We start from the raw sequence: 17,438 nt of genomic DNA, 5'->3' as shown, positions 1-17,438 counted from the left end.
TCGTCAGCCAGCCTAAATCACGATGTAGGGCGGGTTTATGACTATTCAAGTGAAGATAAGTTGTGCTGCCAACCCGCCCCTACTGTTGATTCTGGCTAACCGCTAACTGCTATATAGTAGTGGCAGGCGATCGCGCTCTTTGTGCAAAATCTAACTTAAAATTTAGTTATATTACGGTGATATCCAGATTGGGTGCAGCATTAAACTAACATCATGTCAATTCCTGTTGACCGTGCTACGACTCTTAAAGCTGCCTTTCGTGCTTGTGATGTAGGGTCACTCGTTGGTAAAGATATTCAACGATATTATGTGGATTTGTCAAAAGTCCGCAACTCAAAATCAATTAAAAGCGTTAGTACTAAATTAGATTTTCTAGAACCTGGAGAGTTTAGCACCATCTTGTTTACAGGACATCGCGGTTGTGGTAAAAGTACCGAACTGCCTCGAATTCAGCATGAATGGGAATCTCAATATCGTGTCATTTATTTAGAAGCGGATGCTGAACTAGATATTCTGGATGCTGAATATACTGATCTTTATTTAGTAATTATCAAAAAAGTTGCTGACGAACTTAGCAAGCTAGAGTTGAAATTTGATCGTAAGCTGCTCAAAAATTTTGAATCCTGGTTTAAAGAAGTTACTCAAGAAACCGAAGAAACCGTTGAAAAGTCGGTTAGTTTAGATGCTAGTTTTGAAGGTGGGTTTGAAATACCATTTATTTCTAAACTACTAGCCAAGCTTTTAGCTCAGATCAAAGGTTCAGATAAGCAAAAAACAACCATTAGGCAGACACTTCAGCGCGATATAGCAAGATTAAAGACAGATATTAATCTCTTGTTGAGTGATGCTTTTCAGAAAATCAGCAGAAAATATCCCCAATATAGTAAGGGATTATTAATGGTTTTTGATAATTTGGATCGAGTTCCGCCCCATGTCGGCAATCATTTATTTTTTGACTATGCGGCTCAACTCCAAGAATTAAACTGCACAATTATTTATACTGCGCCAATTTCTGTAGTTTATTCTGAAAAAAACCTCAGTAATGCTTTTGATAGTCCTAACATTGTGTCAATGGTGAATATTTATGAATTTAGTCGTAATAACTGTGATTTGAAATGCAATCAAGCAGGTTTAGCAGCAATAGCTAGTTTGATAGAACATCGAGTTGATGTTGATGCAGTCTTTGAAGATCGTCAATTATTGTTAGATTTAGCTAAAGCAAGTGGAGGTCATGTGCGACAATTAATGCAGATGACAGCTAGTTCTTGTCTAACTGCCGCAACCAGTGGGAATAATAAAGTCACAGCAGACGATGTTATTTATGCTATTAAGCAAGAACAATTTAACTTTGAACGGATTATTCCTACCGATCATTATCCAGAATTAGCCCAGGTCTGTCTAGAGAAGGATGTGAGAAAAGATGAGTTAGGCAGAACAATGATGTTTAATCTCTCAGTTTTTGAGTATAACGGTAGTAGTAGATGGAATTATATTAATCCAGTGGTAAAGGAAAGTGATGCCTTCCAAAAAGCTCTCTACACTGCCCAAGCAGCAGGAAGTAACACATAAAAACTATGATAGTTTTACTGCTATCAATCGGCAAGCGTTCGCGGAAATATTAACTTTTATTGACTTTGCTGATGATAAGTTAACGATTGGATTTGTAGAAATTAATTTTGACAGGGATAAAAACTTATTAATTGCAATTTTAAAGAAGCATTCAAGTTGTAAAAATATTCAATTTGTACATTGGGATTTTTCTGATCAAAACTTGCGTTTTTTGAGGGATGCGATTGTTGAGAAGTTGCAATCAATAAGAATTGAATCAGATAAAAAATTAGTTTTAATAATTACGGGGTTGGAAAACTCGATAGGGATGTCAGAAGCCTATCCTCCTGTTTTGCAAGATTTAAATTTTGTGCGGGATGCTTTTACAACCAGTGTTCCGCATCCTATTTTGTTCTTTTTACCAGATTATGCTTTGACACGGTTAGCGAAGTATGCGCCTGATTTTTGGGCGTGGCGATTAGGTGTTTTTTCTTTTCAAAAATGATGGATTTTGTTAGCTAGTAGCTTGGGTTGAACATAGTGAAACACAGCATCAATTAAGGTGGCTGTTGGGTTGCGCTACGCTTAACCCAACCTACTATTAAATGAGAAGCGCGGGCATCTTGCCCGCGTGTGATTTGGCGTAATTTATTTGCTAACTATTAAAACTCTTAGCTTTAATTAATGGTTTAGCGCCAACCTTCCCAAGATTCGTTGAAAATTGAGGTATTTGGAAAAGCGGGAAAGTTGCCCTGGGCATTTAATCTTTGTCGCAATTCTACTAATTGCGGTTCGCTACGTGGTAATTCATCTACTAACTGATAAGGCAAAATTCCCTTATCAAAAGCAAAATCTATTGTAGTAGCCGCAGCCGCACCTGCTGACCATTCAAAAGCATGAACTCGATAAGCAGCCGCAGCAATATGACTAGCAGCAATACCTTTACCTGCAACTAACATATTGTCAATTTTCTGGGGAATCATTGAGCGCAGAGGAATTTCAAAGGGAAATGCTTGACCTGCACCACGTCGTTCACCTTCACGATCTGTATTACCAGGGGCTTCGGGAGGGCTTTTAGCCATACAGGGGTGGAAGTCGATCGCATAATGACCAACACCTACAGAATCAGGATATATCCGCGAACGGCTTCTGCGCTTGACTTTATCTAAAGCTAAGGAATTACTAGCAACCGCAGATGCTTCTACACCAGCCAATGCTGTTACTAAACTGCGATACATTTCTGGCGGTAAGTTTTGGCGATAATAATCAGTGCTGAAATCGAGGCGAGACATATCAATTTCTGAAATCATAAAGCCTTCAGAATAACCATAGCTTGGTCTGCCAATAATCCGCCGTGCTTCCCGAATATATGGATACTTAGATAAACCATGTACCGTACCCATTGGGGAATCTAAACCTGTGAGGTAACGGTTATTCGGTTGTGGTTGTTTTACCCCATCACCTAATTGTGAATCAGTAGTACCAGCTACTAACCAATGAAAATATCCTTGGGAAATTTCCTCACCTTTGCGTAAACTTTCTGTCCGCAAACCTCCCATCCAACCGCCTGGTTGTAATTGTCCAGCAGCTTGCAATTGTTCTGAGGTAAGAATTAAGTTATCAGCAGATGTCCCTGGACGGAAATCATTACCCCAAGTCCAGTTTTGCATGGAAATATCGCCTGGGGTGGGTTCAGTAAATTTGATACCCCCAAATGTCGCTTCTTTTCCTTCGCCAGGACTTAAAATCCGACGGTAGGTAAAAACTAAGGGAAAACTTGCTAACCGTTTTAATTCGTAACTGTAATAAGGTGCATATTGTTGATAAAAGGAAGGCTCTCTATGAGTTTGCGGTTGCTGAGTTTGCTCCATTCCAAAGGTATAAGTAAACCCTTGGGTGCAATAAGGGTCTTGAGTAGTACTAGATGCAGAAGGTTCTAAATGAGAACGAGCATCAATACCTAGTTTGTAAGGAACATCAGCAAGGGCAACAAGTTCGCCTGTTTCAGTTGCATCAACTACATACCAATTGGCTGGTCTTTGGTTAGTAGATGTGCGGGGTTGTAGAGGTGAGAAACGGAGAATTTTTTTCTGAAATCTAGCTGAGTTATCGTAGCGATAGGCATCTTCGATTGTTTGAGAAAGTGGCTCTGTATTTATAGGGCGTGTATTTGGTGCGGGAGAATGTTGAATTGCGATCGCACTTTGAATTTGCTGTCCGCCCGCATTAGTATTCCCCTGTGCTGTAGCAGGGGTGATATCTAACTCTTTAATAACTGTGTTAGGAAACCATTTCAGCGTGCCTTTACCTTTTCTCGCTGTATCCTGCAATATTTGAGCTAAAAGTCTATGACCATCTTTAGGAAGAAAGCAAGATTCACTTACCCAACAATCACCAGGATTGAGGTCATTGTAGTAACGCTTAATCTTATCCCTTAATTCTAGATAACCGCGAGAAAAATATCGTCTTTCGCGCTGGGTAGGTCGTTCATCAAGTGCGGAAACACCTTGAGAAGAAATTTGTCCACCTACCCAGTCAGTAATTTCTGTCAGGCAAACTGTTCGTCCTGCAAGCAAACCTTCATAAGCTGTTGCAGCACCAGCCAGTCCACCACCAACTACTAATATTTCACAAGATACATCCTGATCTGCGGGTCTGGGAGGCGCAGCTAAGGCGGCTGTAACGGCTGACTCTAGTAATATTATGCCCAGGGAGAGGATACTTAGCGATCGCTTCATCATTAATTAATGCGTCTTTGCTACTCTAAACCAGCTAACTTTCAGAAGCTACCATTCTAAAAATGTTTTTGGCAAGTTTTTGATACTGCTAAGTGCTAAAAAATTAGGTTTCAACAGTAGGGGCGGGTTCACCAAAATCTAAATATTATACAAAAATATAAATTCAACACACCCCTAGAAAATGCTACTTTATAAACCTTTTTTATGAGTTATGGGGGGAGACCCTACACTACATAACCAAAGGAAGATGAGAAAATTTTGAATTACATCGGCGTTTATCTGCGTTTATCTGCGGTTAATTTCAATCTTCAAACCAAAGATGTAGAATAACAAAGCGATCGCACTACCAACTAATAACACTGGCGTTAACCAATCTCCCCAACGCACATATAAAGTTTGCGTTTGTCTGCGATAAATTGTATCAGCATGAATTTCATAAGTATTGATTCCAGACAACCAAACTGTTTTACCGTGAGGATTAACAATGCCAGAATAACCTGTATTAGTTGCCCTTACCGCCCATCTATCAGTTTCAATTGCCCGCATTACATCTAGGGCATGATGTTGTGCTGGCATACTTTTACTGTAATGGGCATTATTAGAAGCAGTTAAAATAAACTCTCCCCCAGCAGCAGCTTGACGGCGAAAATGTTCTGAAAATGCCGACTCATAACAAATACCGACAATAGCCCGACCAAAAGGTGTATCAAATATTTGAGACGGTGAACCAGCTACTAAATGGGCATCTAAAGGAGAAAGGCGATCAATTAAACGTCCTAAAAATTCTTCAAAAGGGATATATTCACCTAAAGGTACTAATTTTGTTTTGTCGTATTCACTGAAAATATTACCTGTTCCGGTAATTGTAAATAAACTATTAGTAATACTACGTCCGTGTTCTCCAAAACCTCCTAGCCAAGCAACAACACCTTTTTCTAAAATTGCTGAGTAAAAAGATCCACGTTTGAGTTCAGATAGGGTAAAGGGTAATGCTGTTTCAGGTGTAAGAATTGCATCAACTTTCTGATCTGCTAAAGTTTTATAGCCGTTGGTATAACCTTCAATAGCACGTTGCCAACCGTCAGGATAAAGTTTGATTTCGTTGGGGATATTACCTTGAATAATTCCTACTTTTAAAGCGGTTGTTGTTGATTGAGTTAAAGGACGGTTGTAAAGTTGAAATCCGACAATGTGTAATCCGATTAAGAGGATAATTGCTGTGGTCAAATAACGCCAATAAAAAGTGGATTGCAGAGACGCAGAAGAATGTTGCTTTTTAGTATCTTTACGGTTAATCCATGCTTCTGCTATTAAGCCATTAACGGCGACAATGGCGGCTGTAATTGTTGAATAACCTGAAATTTGACCTAAATGTAAAATTAACAAATTATGAGGGCTTTGAGTGTAAGAAAGAGAAGCACACCATAAAGCACCGCTACTCCAGAAAGCTTCTAAGCCACACCATAAGGCTGTGCCAATTAAGACACGCAGCCAAGGGAAAATTTTAAATTTATGATTAATCCAAGACAAACAGGTTGCCCAGGTAATAACTAAACTTGCTCCCCAGAGGGCAATAAATAGCCAACAGAAGGATGCGATCGCTAAACTTGCTAACCAAGGAACCCCCATCCACGTCATCGGGTGAATTCCAGTTATCCAAGATATAGCTAAACCGTGATAACCAATACCCCATAGTAAAGGCTGAAGGATAAAGTATAAACGATGCGTTGATGCTAATTTCGGATTTTTAACTATTAGAACCCACAAAGGCGCTAATGCAAACCACGCTAAAAACCAAGCGTTAAGTGGTGCGGGTGTTAATCCCATCAAAATGCCGCTAACTAGGGCAATTCCTAAGCGTAGTATCATTAATTTATACTCAGTTGCAATCCTATATAGTTACAAGGTTCATAGTTAAATGCAATGGATAGAATAAAAGCTTATCGCTCATTAGATTTTATTTTATAAGAGTGATTGACGTTTCAAGTATTGGCAAAATTATGAAATACTACATACAAGGATATTTTTCTATGGGTGAGGGTCTGAGTGTTGACATAATTTTATCCCCCTTAGTTTTACCGTTATTTTAGCTGAAGGATTAAATAAGTGCGATCGCCTGTCTCTTTAAGTAATCTTTCAAAGGTTTCCCAGGATATATTTTCTAGTACGGTTCTTTGTTCTGCTGGAGTTGAAGTGGTAATCATATTAAAAGTTATTTCCAGCCATAAGTTTGATTAATTTCATTATAATAAGCAACAATAAAGCCGACACCTTGAAAGGTGCGGCTATACAAACCAAGTCCGCCTGCGCGGACTCCCCTATGCGATCGCCCTTTCATATCAAAGTTGCTACCAGCTAATTCAGTATAATTCGCGTAAATTAGTAATTCTTAATCTAATGTTTCTTCAGCTAATTTTTTAATATATTTAATTGCTTCATCTTTAGTGATAATTTCGTTTTTGGGGACGCAATAAGACGGATATAGATAGTGAGATTGCCCTGTCAAAGCTGTTTTGCGCTTATCTATTACTACTCCATATCTATCAGGAAAAATAATCCACTTGGTACTAGGACGTTTTGGCGTTATTGCTCCCCAAGCTGTATTAGTATTAAGACAATACCAAAGAATAATAGCTGGTGGCTATACCCACTGTTTACTTTCTACTTCTCCGCACATCCAACCTAGATACTTAGCAGGCATTTGGCGAATTGGATCTGTAATATTACCAGATACAGATTTTACAGAAATCCAAAATAATTTATTATCTAAAGCACCGTAAACAGGAATATCCTCATCCGTATTAAATTTTGTAAAAATTGGTTCACCTGCATTGATATTTCTTTTCCTTAGTCCCTCCATAATAATTCTAACGGCTTTTTCACCTTCTGCTAAAAACCTGTCCCAGTTCATAATTTAAATAACTAAAATTCATTATTTATCTGAGGAGATTGCTGCTGATTAAGAATCTTAATTTGGTCTTTAACTAATTTCATTAAAGATTCATTGCAGTCAAAGGCTATTTCTGGATATTGATTTGCTATTAATTCTAAAGGTGTCACTATAGCAGAATCGCTAATATCTATTCCTTGTTGCATCATCAGAATAGTTTCCTGTATAGCTTCATCTAATACAGTTTGTAAATTGATAGTTTTGGTGATAGCCTGACTCATAGCTGAATTATTTTTTGTGTTGGTGAGGAGTTGAGGGTTGACATAATTTTATCCCTATTATAGTGTTACCGCTATTTTAGCGGAAGAATTGAGCAAGTGCGATCGCCTGTCTCTTTAAGTAATCTTTCAAAGGTTTCCCAGGATATATTTTCTAGTACGGTTCTTTGTTCTGCTGGAGTTGAAGTGGTAATCATATTAAATTTATTTTCAGCCCTATGTTTGATTAATTCTATTATAATAATTAACAATATAATTTTTAAAGCTATCCAATAATTGTTAAAATAAGTAAAGTGAATGCACATTATTAGCCGTAAAAGACTGTTAGAATTTTGTCGGCAACACGCGGATGCCTTTACTCCCATTGATGACTGGTTTAGAACTGCTAAGGCAGCTAACTGGGAAAATATTAATGATATTAGGCAAATTTATCCTAGTGCTGATGCGGTTGGCAACTTTACAGTTTTTAATATTAAAGGTAATGACTATCGGCTTATAGTTAGCATTAATTATGAAATTCAAATTGTCTATATTAAATATGTATTAACACATCCTGAATACGATAAGGAGAAATGGAAAAATGACCCTTACTTTTGATAAAGATGTTTATGGAAAATTACTTGCTGACGTACAACCAAAAGTAATTGCCAGCGAGGAGGAAAACGAAAGATATCTTGAGATAGTAGAAAAGTTGATGGCTTGCAAAAATCGTACTTTAGAACAAAATGCTCTTTTGAAACTTTTAGTTACTTTAATAGAGGACTTTGAGGAGCAACATTATCAGCTTCATCCCGAATAATAGCGCCGACACCTTGAAAGGTGCGGCTATACATACTAAGTCCGCCTACGCGGACTCAAAATGTGTACCTATTAAATATCATTACTAAAAAAAATCGTATTCCACAGCAGAATACGATTAGTAACTTTGATAAATTTTGAAGTCACATAATTTAATCTTACTATCTAGCGTATAACTTTCCCTGTAGGAATTTTATAGAAAAATTCTGAAGGCATGATTTCAACATTGTTTTTATTCAATTTTAATCTCTTAAAAGCAACAGTAGTTACCCACCTTTTCTGTTTATTTTTAATAATATAAATATTTGGATAATAGTTGAATAAGCTGCCATCTAAACATTCAAATCCTCCCCAAGGATATTGCTCAAATTCTTGTGTTGTTACGGAAAGTACGTCTTTATAATCCAACCCTAAAGAACGGAGAGTACGCCTATTACATACCCATTTACGTTTCCCATTTTCAATAATATATATGTATTGGTTGCTAGTGCCAGATTGTCTCATTACCCCGTCTATCTTTCTTTTAGCAATCTTTGTATTCTGATTTTTAATACTTAAAGAATTTTCTGTTAAATCCTGATTAACAAGTGATTTTGCCAAAGTTGCTGGTTGAAGCAAGGAAATGGATAAGGCTAAGATACCTGTTAGTGTGAAGATTCTTTGCATATATAGCTTAAACCCTTAGATCTATATTCAGAATTCTGTAGAGTGGGCATTGCCCACCCCCTTATATTACCCAAAGATACTGCCAAAAAACTCTACTGCTTCTTTCAAAGAAGCAATGAAAACATCAATTTCTTCTCGCGTATTGTAGAAATACAAACTCGCCCTTGCTGTAGACTGCGCTTTCAAATAACGATGTAATGGTTGTGTACAATGATGCCCTGCGCGAATCGCTACACCAGCTTGATCTAATATTGTTGATAAGTCGTGAGGATGGACATCTCCAGCAGTAAATGATGCAAGCGCGGCTCTACCTTTGCTAGGTTGTGGTCCGTAAGTTTTGATTTCAGGAATTGTTGCTAGTTGCTCAAATAGATAAGCTGTTAATTGATCTTCGTAGGCGTGAATTTTATCCATGCCTATATTAGTAAGATAATCTACTGCTGCACCAAGTGCGATCGCTTCCGCAATTGCTGGTGTTCCTGCTTCAAATTTATGAGGTAAATCTGCATAAGTAGAATGATCCAAAAATACATCGGCAATCATCTCACCACCACCCATAAATGGAGGCATAGCACGAAGTATTTCTAATTTCCCATACAAGAAACCAATTCCCGTAGGACCACACATTTTATGTCCAGATGCTACTAACCAATCGCAATCAATATCTTGGACATCTAGGGGTAAATGTGGCGCACTTTGGCAAGCATCAATTAAAACTTTAGCACCGTAATGATGCGCGATCGCACTTATCTCTTTAACTGGATTAATACAACCCAATGTATTAGAAACATGAACAACCGAAACCAATTTGGTTTTATCTGTAATTAAACTCTTGAATTGTTCGAGATCAAATTCTTCATCTGCTGTCAATTCAACAAACTTTAAAACTGCGCCTGTTTTTTGGGCGACAAGTTGCCAGGGAACTAAATTACTATGGTGTTCCATGACGGTAAGGATAACTTCATCCCCCCGTTGCAAATTAGTTAATCCCCAAGCATAAGCTACTAAGTTAATTGCTTCGGAAGCATTACGCGCAAAGACAATTTCTTGTGGGGAAGCAGCATTAATAAACTTGGAAATTTTTATTCGTGAACCTTCATAAGCGTCTGTAGCTTTTGCGCTTAAGGTATGTACCCCACGATGCACATTAGAATTATATTGCTCGTAGTAGTCCCGTATTTTATTGAGGACAAATAAGGGTTTTTGAGATGTGGCAGCATTATCTAGGTAAACTAAGGGTTTGCCGTTGACTTCTTGGTGCAAGATGGGGAAGTCGGCACGAACTTGATCAGCAATGGTTTTTTCTTGGGTGAAGGTCATAATATATAGTGAAAGGTAGAAGATTTAGAGGATGTTGTTAGGATTTATTAGCTTGGTTGCAAGGATTTTTTTTGACCGCAGATGTAAGCAGATGGACGCAGATGAACGCAGATGTTAGATATGAGTTAACTGTTTTTGCTAAAGGTTTATTTTTTTAGAGCATATCTGATAAATCCATAATTGTGTGATTAAAAATTTGTATTTATCTGCGTTTATCTGCGTTCATCTGCGGTTAAAAATTCTTAAAATCACTTTTCTAATAAATTCTTAGTCCGCGCAGACGGACTTTGTTTATATAGCCCCACCCTTCAGGGTGTGGGCATATTTTGGGGCATTATCTAACGATTTGTGTCAGTCTTTCTCGCACAGATGCAACTGGAATTTGCTCGATTATCTCGATAGCAAAAGCATTAATCAACAGAGTACGGGCGCTATCAGCATCAATGCCACGACTTTGCAGATAAAATATTTCATCATCTTCCAATTGACTAACTGTTGCACCGTGACTGCATTTGACGTTATCAGCAGTGATTTCCAGTTGTGGTTTAGTATCGACACGCGCTTTGGAAGATAGCAGCAAATTACGATTCAACTGCCCTGCATTGGTTAACTGTGCTGGTTTGGGGACAAACACCTTACCATTAAACACTGCATGAGCGCGATCGCCCACAACACATTTATGCAATTGATTAGTAATACCATAAGGATGATTAAGTGCGATCGCACTATGAGTATCACCTATTTGTGAACCCCCAATCATCGTCAATCCATTGAGGGTTGTTTCAGTAGCTTCACCAGTCTGAAACACTTCTAAATTGTGCCGTGACAACTGCCCCCCAAAACTGACAGCATGACAAGCATAACGGCTATTTCGGGCTTGTGCGATCGCACTCTTCCCAATATGAAAAGCTTCTTTATTCTCCTGCTGAACCCTAATGTGACTTACTTGAGCATTTTCTCCTACCCAAACTTCCGTCACCGAATTAGTCAGATTGGTTACTGGTGACTGGGGACTGGTGACTGGGTAAGAAATATAGTCTTCAATCAGCGTAACCGTGCTACCAGCTTCAACTACTACTAAACAGCGTGGCTGAGAAATAGTTGCTGCTTCACCCGTAACAGAGATAAATAGCAGATGAATAGGCGTTTCAACAAGCAAATTTTTGGGGACGTATACTACTGCCGCATCAGTCAAACTAGCAGTATTTAAAGCAGTAAAAACCTCTTGTCCGCCTTGTTGCTTACCCAGATAATTCTCTAAATGTGGAATATTTGCAGCTAATAAATTACCTACAAATAAACCTGCTGGAAGATTAGCAACTGAGGATAATTCAGGTGCGTAAATACCATTTACAAACACCAAGCGGCTTGCTGCTGCTTCTGGCAAAATTAACGAATTAATATCAGATAAGCTAATCGCTGATTCTTGATTGCTGACTGCTTGGAAATTAACTTTTAACAGCCCTGACAAATCAGTAACGCGCCATTCCTCATCCCGTGTAGTTGGGATAGCTAATTCTTGCACAACAGCCGTCGCGCGATCGCGAATTTCTCGGATTAAACTTGTTGTTGCTGGCAATTCTTGACCTAAATCCAACAACTGCTTTAAATAAGATACCTGTGGCTTTACAGAAACCTCAATACTCATCGCGCACCCACCTCAGCAGCTTCTTCTTCTTTAATCCAGTCATAGCCGCGAGATTCTAATTCTAGCGCCAATTCCTTAGTACCACTGGTGACAATTCGCCCACCTTCCATTACATGAACAAAATCAGGAATGATGTAGTCAAGTAACCGTTGGTAGTGAGTAATTACCAACATCGAATTATCAGCATTTGCCAATTGGTTAACACCATTAGCAACAATTTTGAGAGCGTCGATATCTAAACCAGAATCGGTTTCATCTAAAATTGCCAGCTTTGGCTCTAAAATTGCCATTTGCAGAATTTCATTCCGCTTTTTCTCACCACCAGAAAAGCCTTCATTTACACTACGGCTTAAAAAGCTGGGATTCATTTTGACGATTTCCAACTTATCTTGGATTAAATCATCAAAATCAAACGCATCTAATTCTTCTAAACCTTGATGTTTACGGCGAGAATTATACGCAACTCGTAAGAAATCTAGATTACTGACACCAGGAATTTCTAGGGGATATTGGAAAGCCAAAAATATCCCAGACCTTGCCCGTTCTTCTGGTTCTAGTTCTAGGAGATTTTGTCCTTGAAAGATAATTTCTCCACCTGTAACCGTGTAAGCAGGGTGTCCAGCTAAAACTTTAGAAAAGGTGCTTTTTCCAGAACCATTAGGTCCCATAACAGCATGGATTTCGCCAGCTTTAATTTCTAGATTTAAGCCTTTGAGAATGGGTGTACCATCAACATCGGCAGTTAAGTCGCGGACTGATAAGATTACTTCGCTGTTTTCTACGATCATTTTTAGTCGGATACTTCGGTGCAAATTAAGATTTTTTTAACCGCAGATGAACGCAGATAAACGCAGATGTTTGATCAACGTTTATCTGTTTAGTATCTACAGTTAACCAACTGAACCTTCGAGTTTGAGGCTTAATAATCTATCTGCTTCAACAGCAAATTCCATTGGTAACTGATTGAAGACATCTTTGCAGAAGCCACTAATCATCATTGAAATCGCATCTTCTTGGGAAATGCCGCGCTGTGCAAAGAAAAATAGTTGATCTTCGCCTATTTTTGATGTAGAAGCTTCGTGTTCTACTTTGGCTGTGCTGTTTTGCACTTGGATATAAGGGAAGGTATTAGCTTGAGCATTGTCACCAATAAGCATCGAGTCGCACTGTGAGTAGTTGCGTGCGCCTTGTGCTTTTGGATTCATTTTTACTAAGCCACGATAGCTATTTTTGGAATGACCAGAGGAAATACCTTTAGAAATAATTGTGCTGCGGGTATTCTTGCCAACATGGATCATTTTAGTTCCAGTATCGGCTTGCTGATAGTTGTTGGTGAGAGCAACTGAGTAAAATTCACCTACAGAGTTATCACCAACTAGCACGCAACTAGGATACTTCCAAGTAATCGCGGAACCTGTTTCTACTTGTGTCCAAGAAATCTTGGAGTTAACGCCTTGGCACAAACCGCGTTTGGTGACGAAGTTGTAAATACCACCTTTGCCTGTCTCATCTCCGGCGTACCAGTTTTGGACTGTGGAGTACTTGATTTCGGCATTGTCGAGGGCAACCAATTCTACTACTGCGGCGTGTAGTTGGTTGGTGTCAAACATCGGCGCGGTGCAACCTTCGAGGTAGGTTACGGAAGCACCTTCTTCGGCAATAATCAATGTCCGCTCAAATTGACCGCTATCTCCGGTGTTAATTCGGAAGTAGGTGGACAAGTCCATCGGACATTTGGTGTTTTTGGGAATATATACGAAGGAACCGTCGCTGAATACTGCTGAGTTGAGAGCAGCAAAATAGTTGTCTGCAACGGGGACAACGCTACCGAGGTATTTTTGCACCAATTCAGGGTGTTCGGTTAATGCTTCTGAAATTGAGCAGAAAATAACACCGTCTTTAGCAAGTTTTTCTTTAAAAGTTGTGGCAACTGAGACGCTATCAAACACTGCGTCAACTGCAACGTTAGATAGGCGCTTTTGCTCAGATAGGGAAATTCCCAGTTTCTCAAAGGTTTCCAGCAATATTGGATCTACTTCTTCTAAGCTATTCAGCTTTTTCTTTTGCTTAGGAGCAGAGTAGTAGATAATGTCTTGGTAATTGATGGGCGGATAGGTGACGTGCTGCCAGGTTGGCTCTGTCATCTTCAACCATTGCCGATAAGCTCTGAGGCGGAATTCCAGCATGAACTCTGGTTCTTCTTTTTTAGCAGAGATCATGCGTACAATGTCCTCGTTCAAGCCACGAGGAATTTGATCGGTTTCAATGTCGGTGACAAAGCCGTACTTGTAAGGCTCATTAACTAAGGTCTTGACGCTAGAAGTCATTAGACTACTCGTGCTCTCTCGTGTTGTGGACGACTCTCTCTCTCTCAGATGGCAGGCTGGTTGGGAATCCAGACTGGCTAATGCAGGCAAACTGCAATTAGAATAAATAATAAAACAACAATTATGTTGCTTAACTCTATTCTAAAATAGTTTAACAACAAACAGGTTGTCAAAGTCCACTACGGATTTTACTACTTTTGACTCAATTTAGAGTAGATACAAAAAATGGCGACCACGCAGCAAGCATCCACGAAACAGGACATCCTGCAAATTTTACTAAAACGGGGTCAAGCCACAGCACAAGAACTAGCGGAAGGGTTAGAAATCAGTCCGCAAGCAATTCGCCGTCATTTGAAGGATTTAGAGGCGGAAGAGTTGATTTTGCATCAATCTGTGGTATCAGGTATGGGACGACCACAGCATATTTATAAGTTGAGTAAGAAGGGGCGCGATCGCTTACCCAACAATTACGATCAGTTTGCGGTGTCGTTCCTAAATACTTTAGTAGATACATTGGGGTATGAACAAGCTGGATCGCTGTTGCGTAAGCACTGGGAACGCAAAGCGCAGGAATACCGCGATCGCTTGGGGGATGTATCATTGCGCGATCGCGTCATCAAATTAGTCGAACTTCGCAGAGAAGAAGGCTACATGACAGAATATTTCCTTTTAGATGAAAATAATGTTCAGAGTAACCATAGTTCTCAATTCATGCTGACAGAACATAACTGTGCAATTTCCCACGTTGCAAGCTCTTTTCCTAGTGTTTGTGGACATGAATTAGAAATGTTTGCTGCTACATTAGAAGATTGTCAAATAGAACGCACTCACTGGATAGTTAATGGTGAGCATCGCTGTGGTTATTTAATTAAAGCCCAGGATGATTAAATACATCTATTGATTTATTATTAATTTGAAATCAAAAATATCAAATAGCTATGGCTGATCCACAAGAATTATCTGCCCAATTTTTAACTAGAGAAGAATCAATCAAGGTAGATGCAGCACTGTTAACCAGTCAAGATAAATTTGTAACTAGATTAGCACTTTATGCGTTAAAGTCACTCAAGCAAATTGCTCAAGAAACAGGTGCGCCTATTGAAAATATCACGCCTCAACAGTTGAGTGCTTGGATTGAGAAAGATGAGACGTTTAAGCAAGAAATAGAAAATGATGCCACGTTTGAAGACTTTTTTACAAGATTAGTTATTTCATCGTTAAATCCCTTAAAGCAAGTTTCGCAAGCAGCTAATTTACCAATTGAGGATTTAACTGTTGAGCAGGTTATCGCTTGGTTTGAGAAACAGGCAAAACTAAAGTAAGTTTTGTGCATCAAGAAAAGATAATTAACCACAGATGCACACAGATAAACACAGATGTAAGAACTGATTATTTAATACTTATAATGACAATCAGGATTTAAAATTACTTTCATAATGGATACTCAAGAGATTGATATAACATCGCTGATTACGAGAATTGAACAACTAGAGGAAGATTTAAATGTCCGCAAGAAAAATATTACTTGGCTAAAACGCTATTTTGACGAACTAAGGCAAAAATTTAACAACCGTCCCGAAGTTGAGCAGATAGAAAGCTTACAGAGTGCGATCGCACATTTAACCACACAAGTTTCCGATTTACAACACCGCATCATCCCTGTGGATGAAAGCGCAACTATTGAAATAGCAACTGACGAGATAGCAACAATTGATGTTAATACTGATACATCAAAAACTGACTATATTAATACAGATGTAGTTGAAAGTCATCAAGATGAAGAAATTGTTGCAGTTAAGCTAAAACAGCAAAAAGTTTCAGCCTTCACTGATGAAGAATTTAAAGCAGAGAGAATTTTGTTTCTGATAGATAGATTTTACGCACTAGGGGAAGAAAGAAAAAATCAAGCTATTAGTGCTGAGGAATTTTGGCAGCGATATAACGAAGGAGAACGAGATTTTACAGGGCTTAACTTATCTGGAATAAATCTTAGTGGTAGCAGCCTAGCTAATAATGTAAACTTCAGTGGTGCAAACCTGGAATCAACAGATCTTAGTAAGACTGATCTCAGCGACGTTAACTTTAGTGGAGCAAATCTAAGTAATGCCAATTTAAAACGGGCAAAATTGTTGCAAGCCAATTTAAGTAATGCTAACTTGTTTCAAGCAAATCTATCGGAAGCAAATTTAATTGTAAGCCACTTGATTGATGCAAACTTACTGGGAGCCAATTTGCAATATACAAACTTCACAGCAGCAGATTTAACTCAAGCCAATCTAAAAAATGCTTCGATGGCAAACACTTATTTTAATGGCGCTATCCTAACTAAAGTTAATCTAGCTGGTGCAAGTTTATCAGGAAATTTTAGTGGGGTAATATTAAAGAATGCAAAACTTTGTGGAGCCGATTTAAGCAACGAAGATTTTAGCGGTGCAGATCTAAGTTCAGCAGATTTACGTGGTGCAAACTTAGAGTATACAAACCTTGAAGGAGCCAATCTTGAAGACGCAAATCTAAGCGGCGCTAACTTAAATAATGTTAACCTTAGTGGTGTAACTATGCCTGATGGCACTACCTATGAGGAATAAAAATTTACTATAAAATAACAAAAGCGCATATCTTGACGGTAGATATTTTAAAATATTACATCCTCATATACTTCCGCCATACTATCCTTAAACCAACAGACTCTAATTGTAATTCATCCTCCTTGCCCAAAGTTTCTAACCACCATTGCCCTTGATCATCTTGGCGATAAACTTCAATTTTGATTCTATCTTGAGATATCAAAATATACTCTTTTAAGCTTTCTATTTGACGATAGTTAAGTAACTTTTCACGGAGGTCTATTGTTGCAGTGCTGCGGGAAACTACCTCAATAATTAAGCAAGGTTGAGTTTTACAATAATCATCCGTATCTTTTGGATCACAACTCACTAATACATCAGGGTAATAAAAAATATCTGCTGTCTGTATCCGCACTTTCATATCTGACATAAAAGTGCTGCATTTACTACCCCGTAAATGCGATCGCAACCGCGAATACATATTACCAGCAATTAAGTTGTGGTTAGCACTAGCACCCGCCATCGCAAATACTTGTCCCGCAATGTATTCGTGACGAATATCGCTAACTAACTCACCGTCAAGGTATTCTTTAACTGTTAAATTCGGTAACGGCGATCGCACAGACATTGTTATACTCAACTCTCCTCACAGTATAAC

Annotated in this window: 18 protein-coding genes and 2 pseudogenes; 7 read left to right on the top strand and 13 right to left on the bottom strand. The window is 38.7% G+C overall.

The window, feature by feature from the left end; all coding sequences use genetic code 11:
• Nucleotides 1-213: 213 nt before the first annotated feature.
• Together CRI9333_RS04920 and CRI9333_RS04915 are read left to right on the top strand one after the other, a co-directional pair.
• Complete coding sequence (locus CRI9333_RS04920; protein WP_015202060.1) at nucleotides 214-1,569, top strand: P-loop NTPase fold protein; 1,356 nt, start codon at nucleotides 214-216, stop codon at nucleotides 1,567-1,569.
• Entirely contained in the window at nucleotides 1,517-2,053 is a 537-nt protein-coding gene (locus tag CRI9333_RS04915) for a hypothetical protein (protein WP_015202059.1), read from the top strand. Before CRI9333_RS04920 ends, CRI9333_RS04915 begins: the two co-directional genes overlap by 53 nt.
• 184 nt (nucleotides 2,054-2,237) lie before the next feature.
• Here the strand turns inward: CRI9333_RS04915 and CRI9333_RS04910 are convergent, their stop codons facing one another.
• The 7 genes and pseudogenes from CRI9333_RS04910 to CRI9333_RS28050 form a co-directional block, all read right to left on the bottom strand.
• Nucleotides 2,238-4,289: an FAD-dependent oxidoreductase gene (locus tag CRI9333_RS04910; protein WP_015202058.1), complete on the bottom strand. Its 2,052-nt coding sequence runs from the start codon at nucleotides 4,287-4,289 to the stop codon at nucleotides 2,238-2,240.
• 282 nt (nucleotides 4,290-4,571) lie between these two features.
• Complete coding sequence (gene lnt / locus CRI9333_RS04905) at nucleotides 4,572-6,155, bottom strand: apolipoprotein N-acyltransferase (protein WP_015202057.1); 1,584 nt, start codon at nucleotides 6,153-6,155, stop codon at nucleotides 4,572-4,574.
• A 242-nt stretch (nucleotides 6,156-6,397) separates the two neighbouring features.
• Nucleotides 6,398-6,490: pseudogene (locus CRI9333_RS28060) on the bottom strand (Uma2 family endonuclease); the annotation flags it as partial.
• An 8-nt stretch (nucleotides 6,491-6,498) separates the two neighbouring features.
• Complete coding sequence (locus CRI9333_RS28055) at nucleotides 6,499-6,624, bottom strand: hypothetical protein (RefSeq protein ID WP_015202055.1); 126 nt, start codon at nucleotides 6,622-6,624, stop codon at nucleotides 6,499-6,501.
• 303 nt (nucleotides 6,625-6,927) lie between these two features.
• Nucleotides 6,928-7,197: a hypothetical protein gene (locus CRI9333_RS27635; protein WP_015202054.1), complete on the bottom strand. Its 270-nt coding sequence runs from the start codon at nucleotides 7,195-7,197 to the stop codon at nucleotides 6,928-6,930.
• Between the two features lie 11 nt (nucleotides 7,198-7,208).
• Entirely contained in the window at nucleotides 7,209-7,457 is a 249-nt protein-coding gene (locus CRI9333_RS04895; RefSeq protein WP_015202053.1) for a hypothetical protein, read from the bottom strand.
• Nucleotides 7,458-7,558: 101 nt separating this feature from the next.
• Nucleotides 7,559-7,651: pseudogene (locus tag CRI9333_RS28050) on the bottom strand (Uma2 family endonuclease); the annotation flags it as partial.
• A 100-nt stretch (nucleotides 7,652-7,751) separates the two neighbouring features.
• Between CRI9333_RS28050 and CRI9333_RS04885 the strand changes: the two are divergent.
• Nucleotides 7,752-8,051, top strand: a complete 300-nt coding sequence (locus CRI9333_RS04885) for a type II toxin-antitoxin system HigB family toxin (RefSeq protein ID WP_015202052.1) — start codon at nucleotides 7,752-7,754, stop codon at nucleotides 8,049-8,051.
• Complete coding sequence (locus tag CRI9333_RS04880) at nucleotides 8,035-8,253, top strand: hypothetical protein (protein ID WP_015202051.1); 219 nt, start codon at nucleotides 8,035-8,037, stop codon at nucleotides 8,251-8,253. Before CRI9333_RS04885 ends, CRI9333_RS04880 begins: the two co-directional genes overlap by 17 nt.
• 164 nt (nucleotides 8,254-8,417) lie before the next feature.
• Here CRI9333_RS04880 and CRI9333_RS04875 read toward each other — a convergent pair whose 3' ends face one another.
• The 5 genes from CRI9333_RS04875 to sufB all read right to left on the bottom strand — a co-directional run bounded on the left by CRI9333_RS04875 (nucleotide 8,418) and on the right by sufB (nucleotide 14,213).
• On the bottom strand, nucleotides 8,418-8,918 hold the full coding sequence (locus CRI9333_RS04875) for a hypothetical protein (protein ID WP_015202050.1): 501 nt from the start codon (nucleotides 8,916-8,918) through the stop codon (nucleotides 8,418-8,420).
• A 66-nt stretch (nucleotides 8,919-8,984) separates the two neighbouring features.
• Nucleotides 8,985-10,238 (bottom strand): SufS family cysteine desulfurase, encoded by a 1,254-nt coding sequence (locus CRI9333_RS04870; RefSeq protein ID WP_015202049.1) that lies wholly within the window; start codon nucleotides 10,236-10,238, stop codon nucleotides 8,985-8,987.
• Nucleotides 10,239-10,572: 334 nt separating this feature from the next.
• Nucleotides 10,573-11,886: a Fe-S cluster assembly protein SufD gene (gene sufD, locus CRI9333_RS04865; RefSeq protein ID WP_015202048.1), complete on the bottom strand. Its 1,314-nt coding sequence runs from the start codon at nucleotides 11,884-11,886 to the stop codon at nucleotides 10,573-10,575.
• Complete coding sequence (sufC, locus tag CRI9333_RS04860) at nucleotides 11,883-12,674, bottom strand: Fe-S cluster assembly ATPase SufC (protein WP_015202047.1); 792 nt, start codon at nucleotides 12,672-12,674, stop codon at nucleotides 11,883-11,885. The genes sufD and sufC overlap by 4 nt, the downstream gene beginning before the upstream one ends.
• Nucleotides 12,675-12,776: 102 nt before the next feature.
• The gene (gene sufB / locus CRI9333_RS04855; RefSeq protein ID WP_015202046.1) at nucleotides 12,777-14,213 is read right to left on the bottom strand and encodes a Fe-S cluster assembly protein SufB; all 1,437 of its coding nucleotides are present in this window, start codon (nucleotides 14,211-14,213) and stop codon (nucleotides 12,777-12,779) included.
• Nucleotides 14,214-14,438: 225 nt separating this feature from the next.
• On the opposite strand from sufB, the gene sufR reads away from it, so the two are divergent.
• The 3 genes from sufR (at nucleotide 14,439) to CRI9333_RS24730 (ending at nucleotide 16,801) form a co-directional block, all read left to right on the top strand.
• Nucleotides 14,439-15,101 carry an iron-sulfur cluster biosynthesis transcriptional regulator SufR gene (gene sufR, locus CRI9333_RS04850; RefSeq protein ID WP_015202045.1) on the top strand — a complete coding sequence of 221 codons (663 nt, stop codon included), beginning with the start codon at nucleotides 14,439-14,441 and terminating at the stop codon, nucleotides 15,099-15,101.
• A 50-nt stretch (nucleotides 15,102-15,151) separates the two neighbouring features.
• Nucleotides 15,152-15,535, top strand: a complete 384-nt coding sequence (locus tag CRI9333_RS04845; RefSeq protein ID WP_015202044.1) for a hypothetical protein — start codon at nucleotides 15,152-15,154, stop codon at nucleotides 15,533-15,535.
• 114 nt (nucleotides 15,536-15,649) lie between these two features.
• Nucleotides 15,650-16,801 carry a pentapeptide repeat-containing protein gene (locus CRI9333_RS24730; protein ID WP_015202043.1) on the top strand — a complete coding sequence of 384 codons (1,152 nt, stop codon included), beginning with the start codon at nucleotides 15,650-15,652 and terminating at the stop codon, nucleotides 16,799-16,801.
• Nucleotides 16,802-16,856: 55 nt separating this feature from the next.
• Here CRI9333_RS24730 and CRI9333_RS04835 read toward each other — a convergent pair whose 3' ends face one another.
• Nucleotides 16,857-17,420, bottom strand: coding sequence for a Uma2 family endonuclease (locus CRI9333_RS04835; protein WP_232229386.1), 564 nt, complete (start codon nucleotides 17,418-17,420; stop codon nucleotides 16,857-16,859).
• Between the last annotated feature and the right edge of the window lie 18 nt (nucleotides 17,421-17,438).

Source organism: Crinalium epipsammum PCC 9333, assembly GCF_000317495.1.
GTDB lineage: Bacteria > Cyanobacteriota > Cyanobacteriia > Cyanobacteriales > PCC-9333 > Crinalium > Crinalium epipsammum.
Note: the sequence above shows the minus strand (reverse complement) of the source record. Positions and strands in the feature narration are given on the sequence as shown.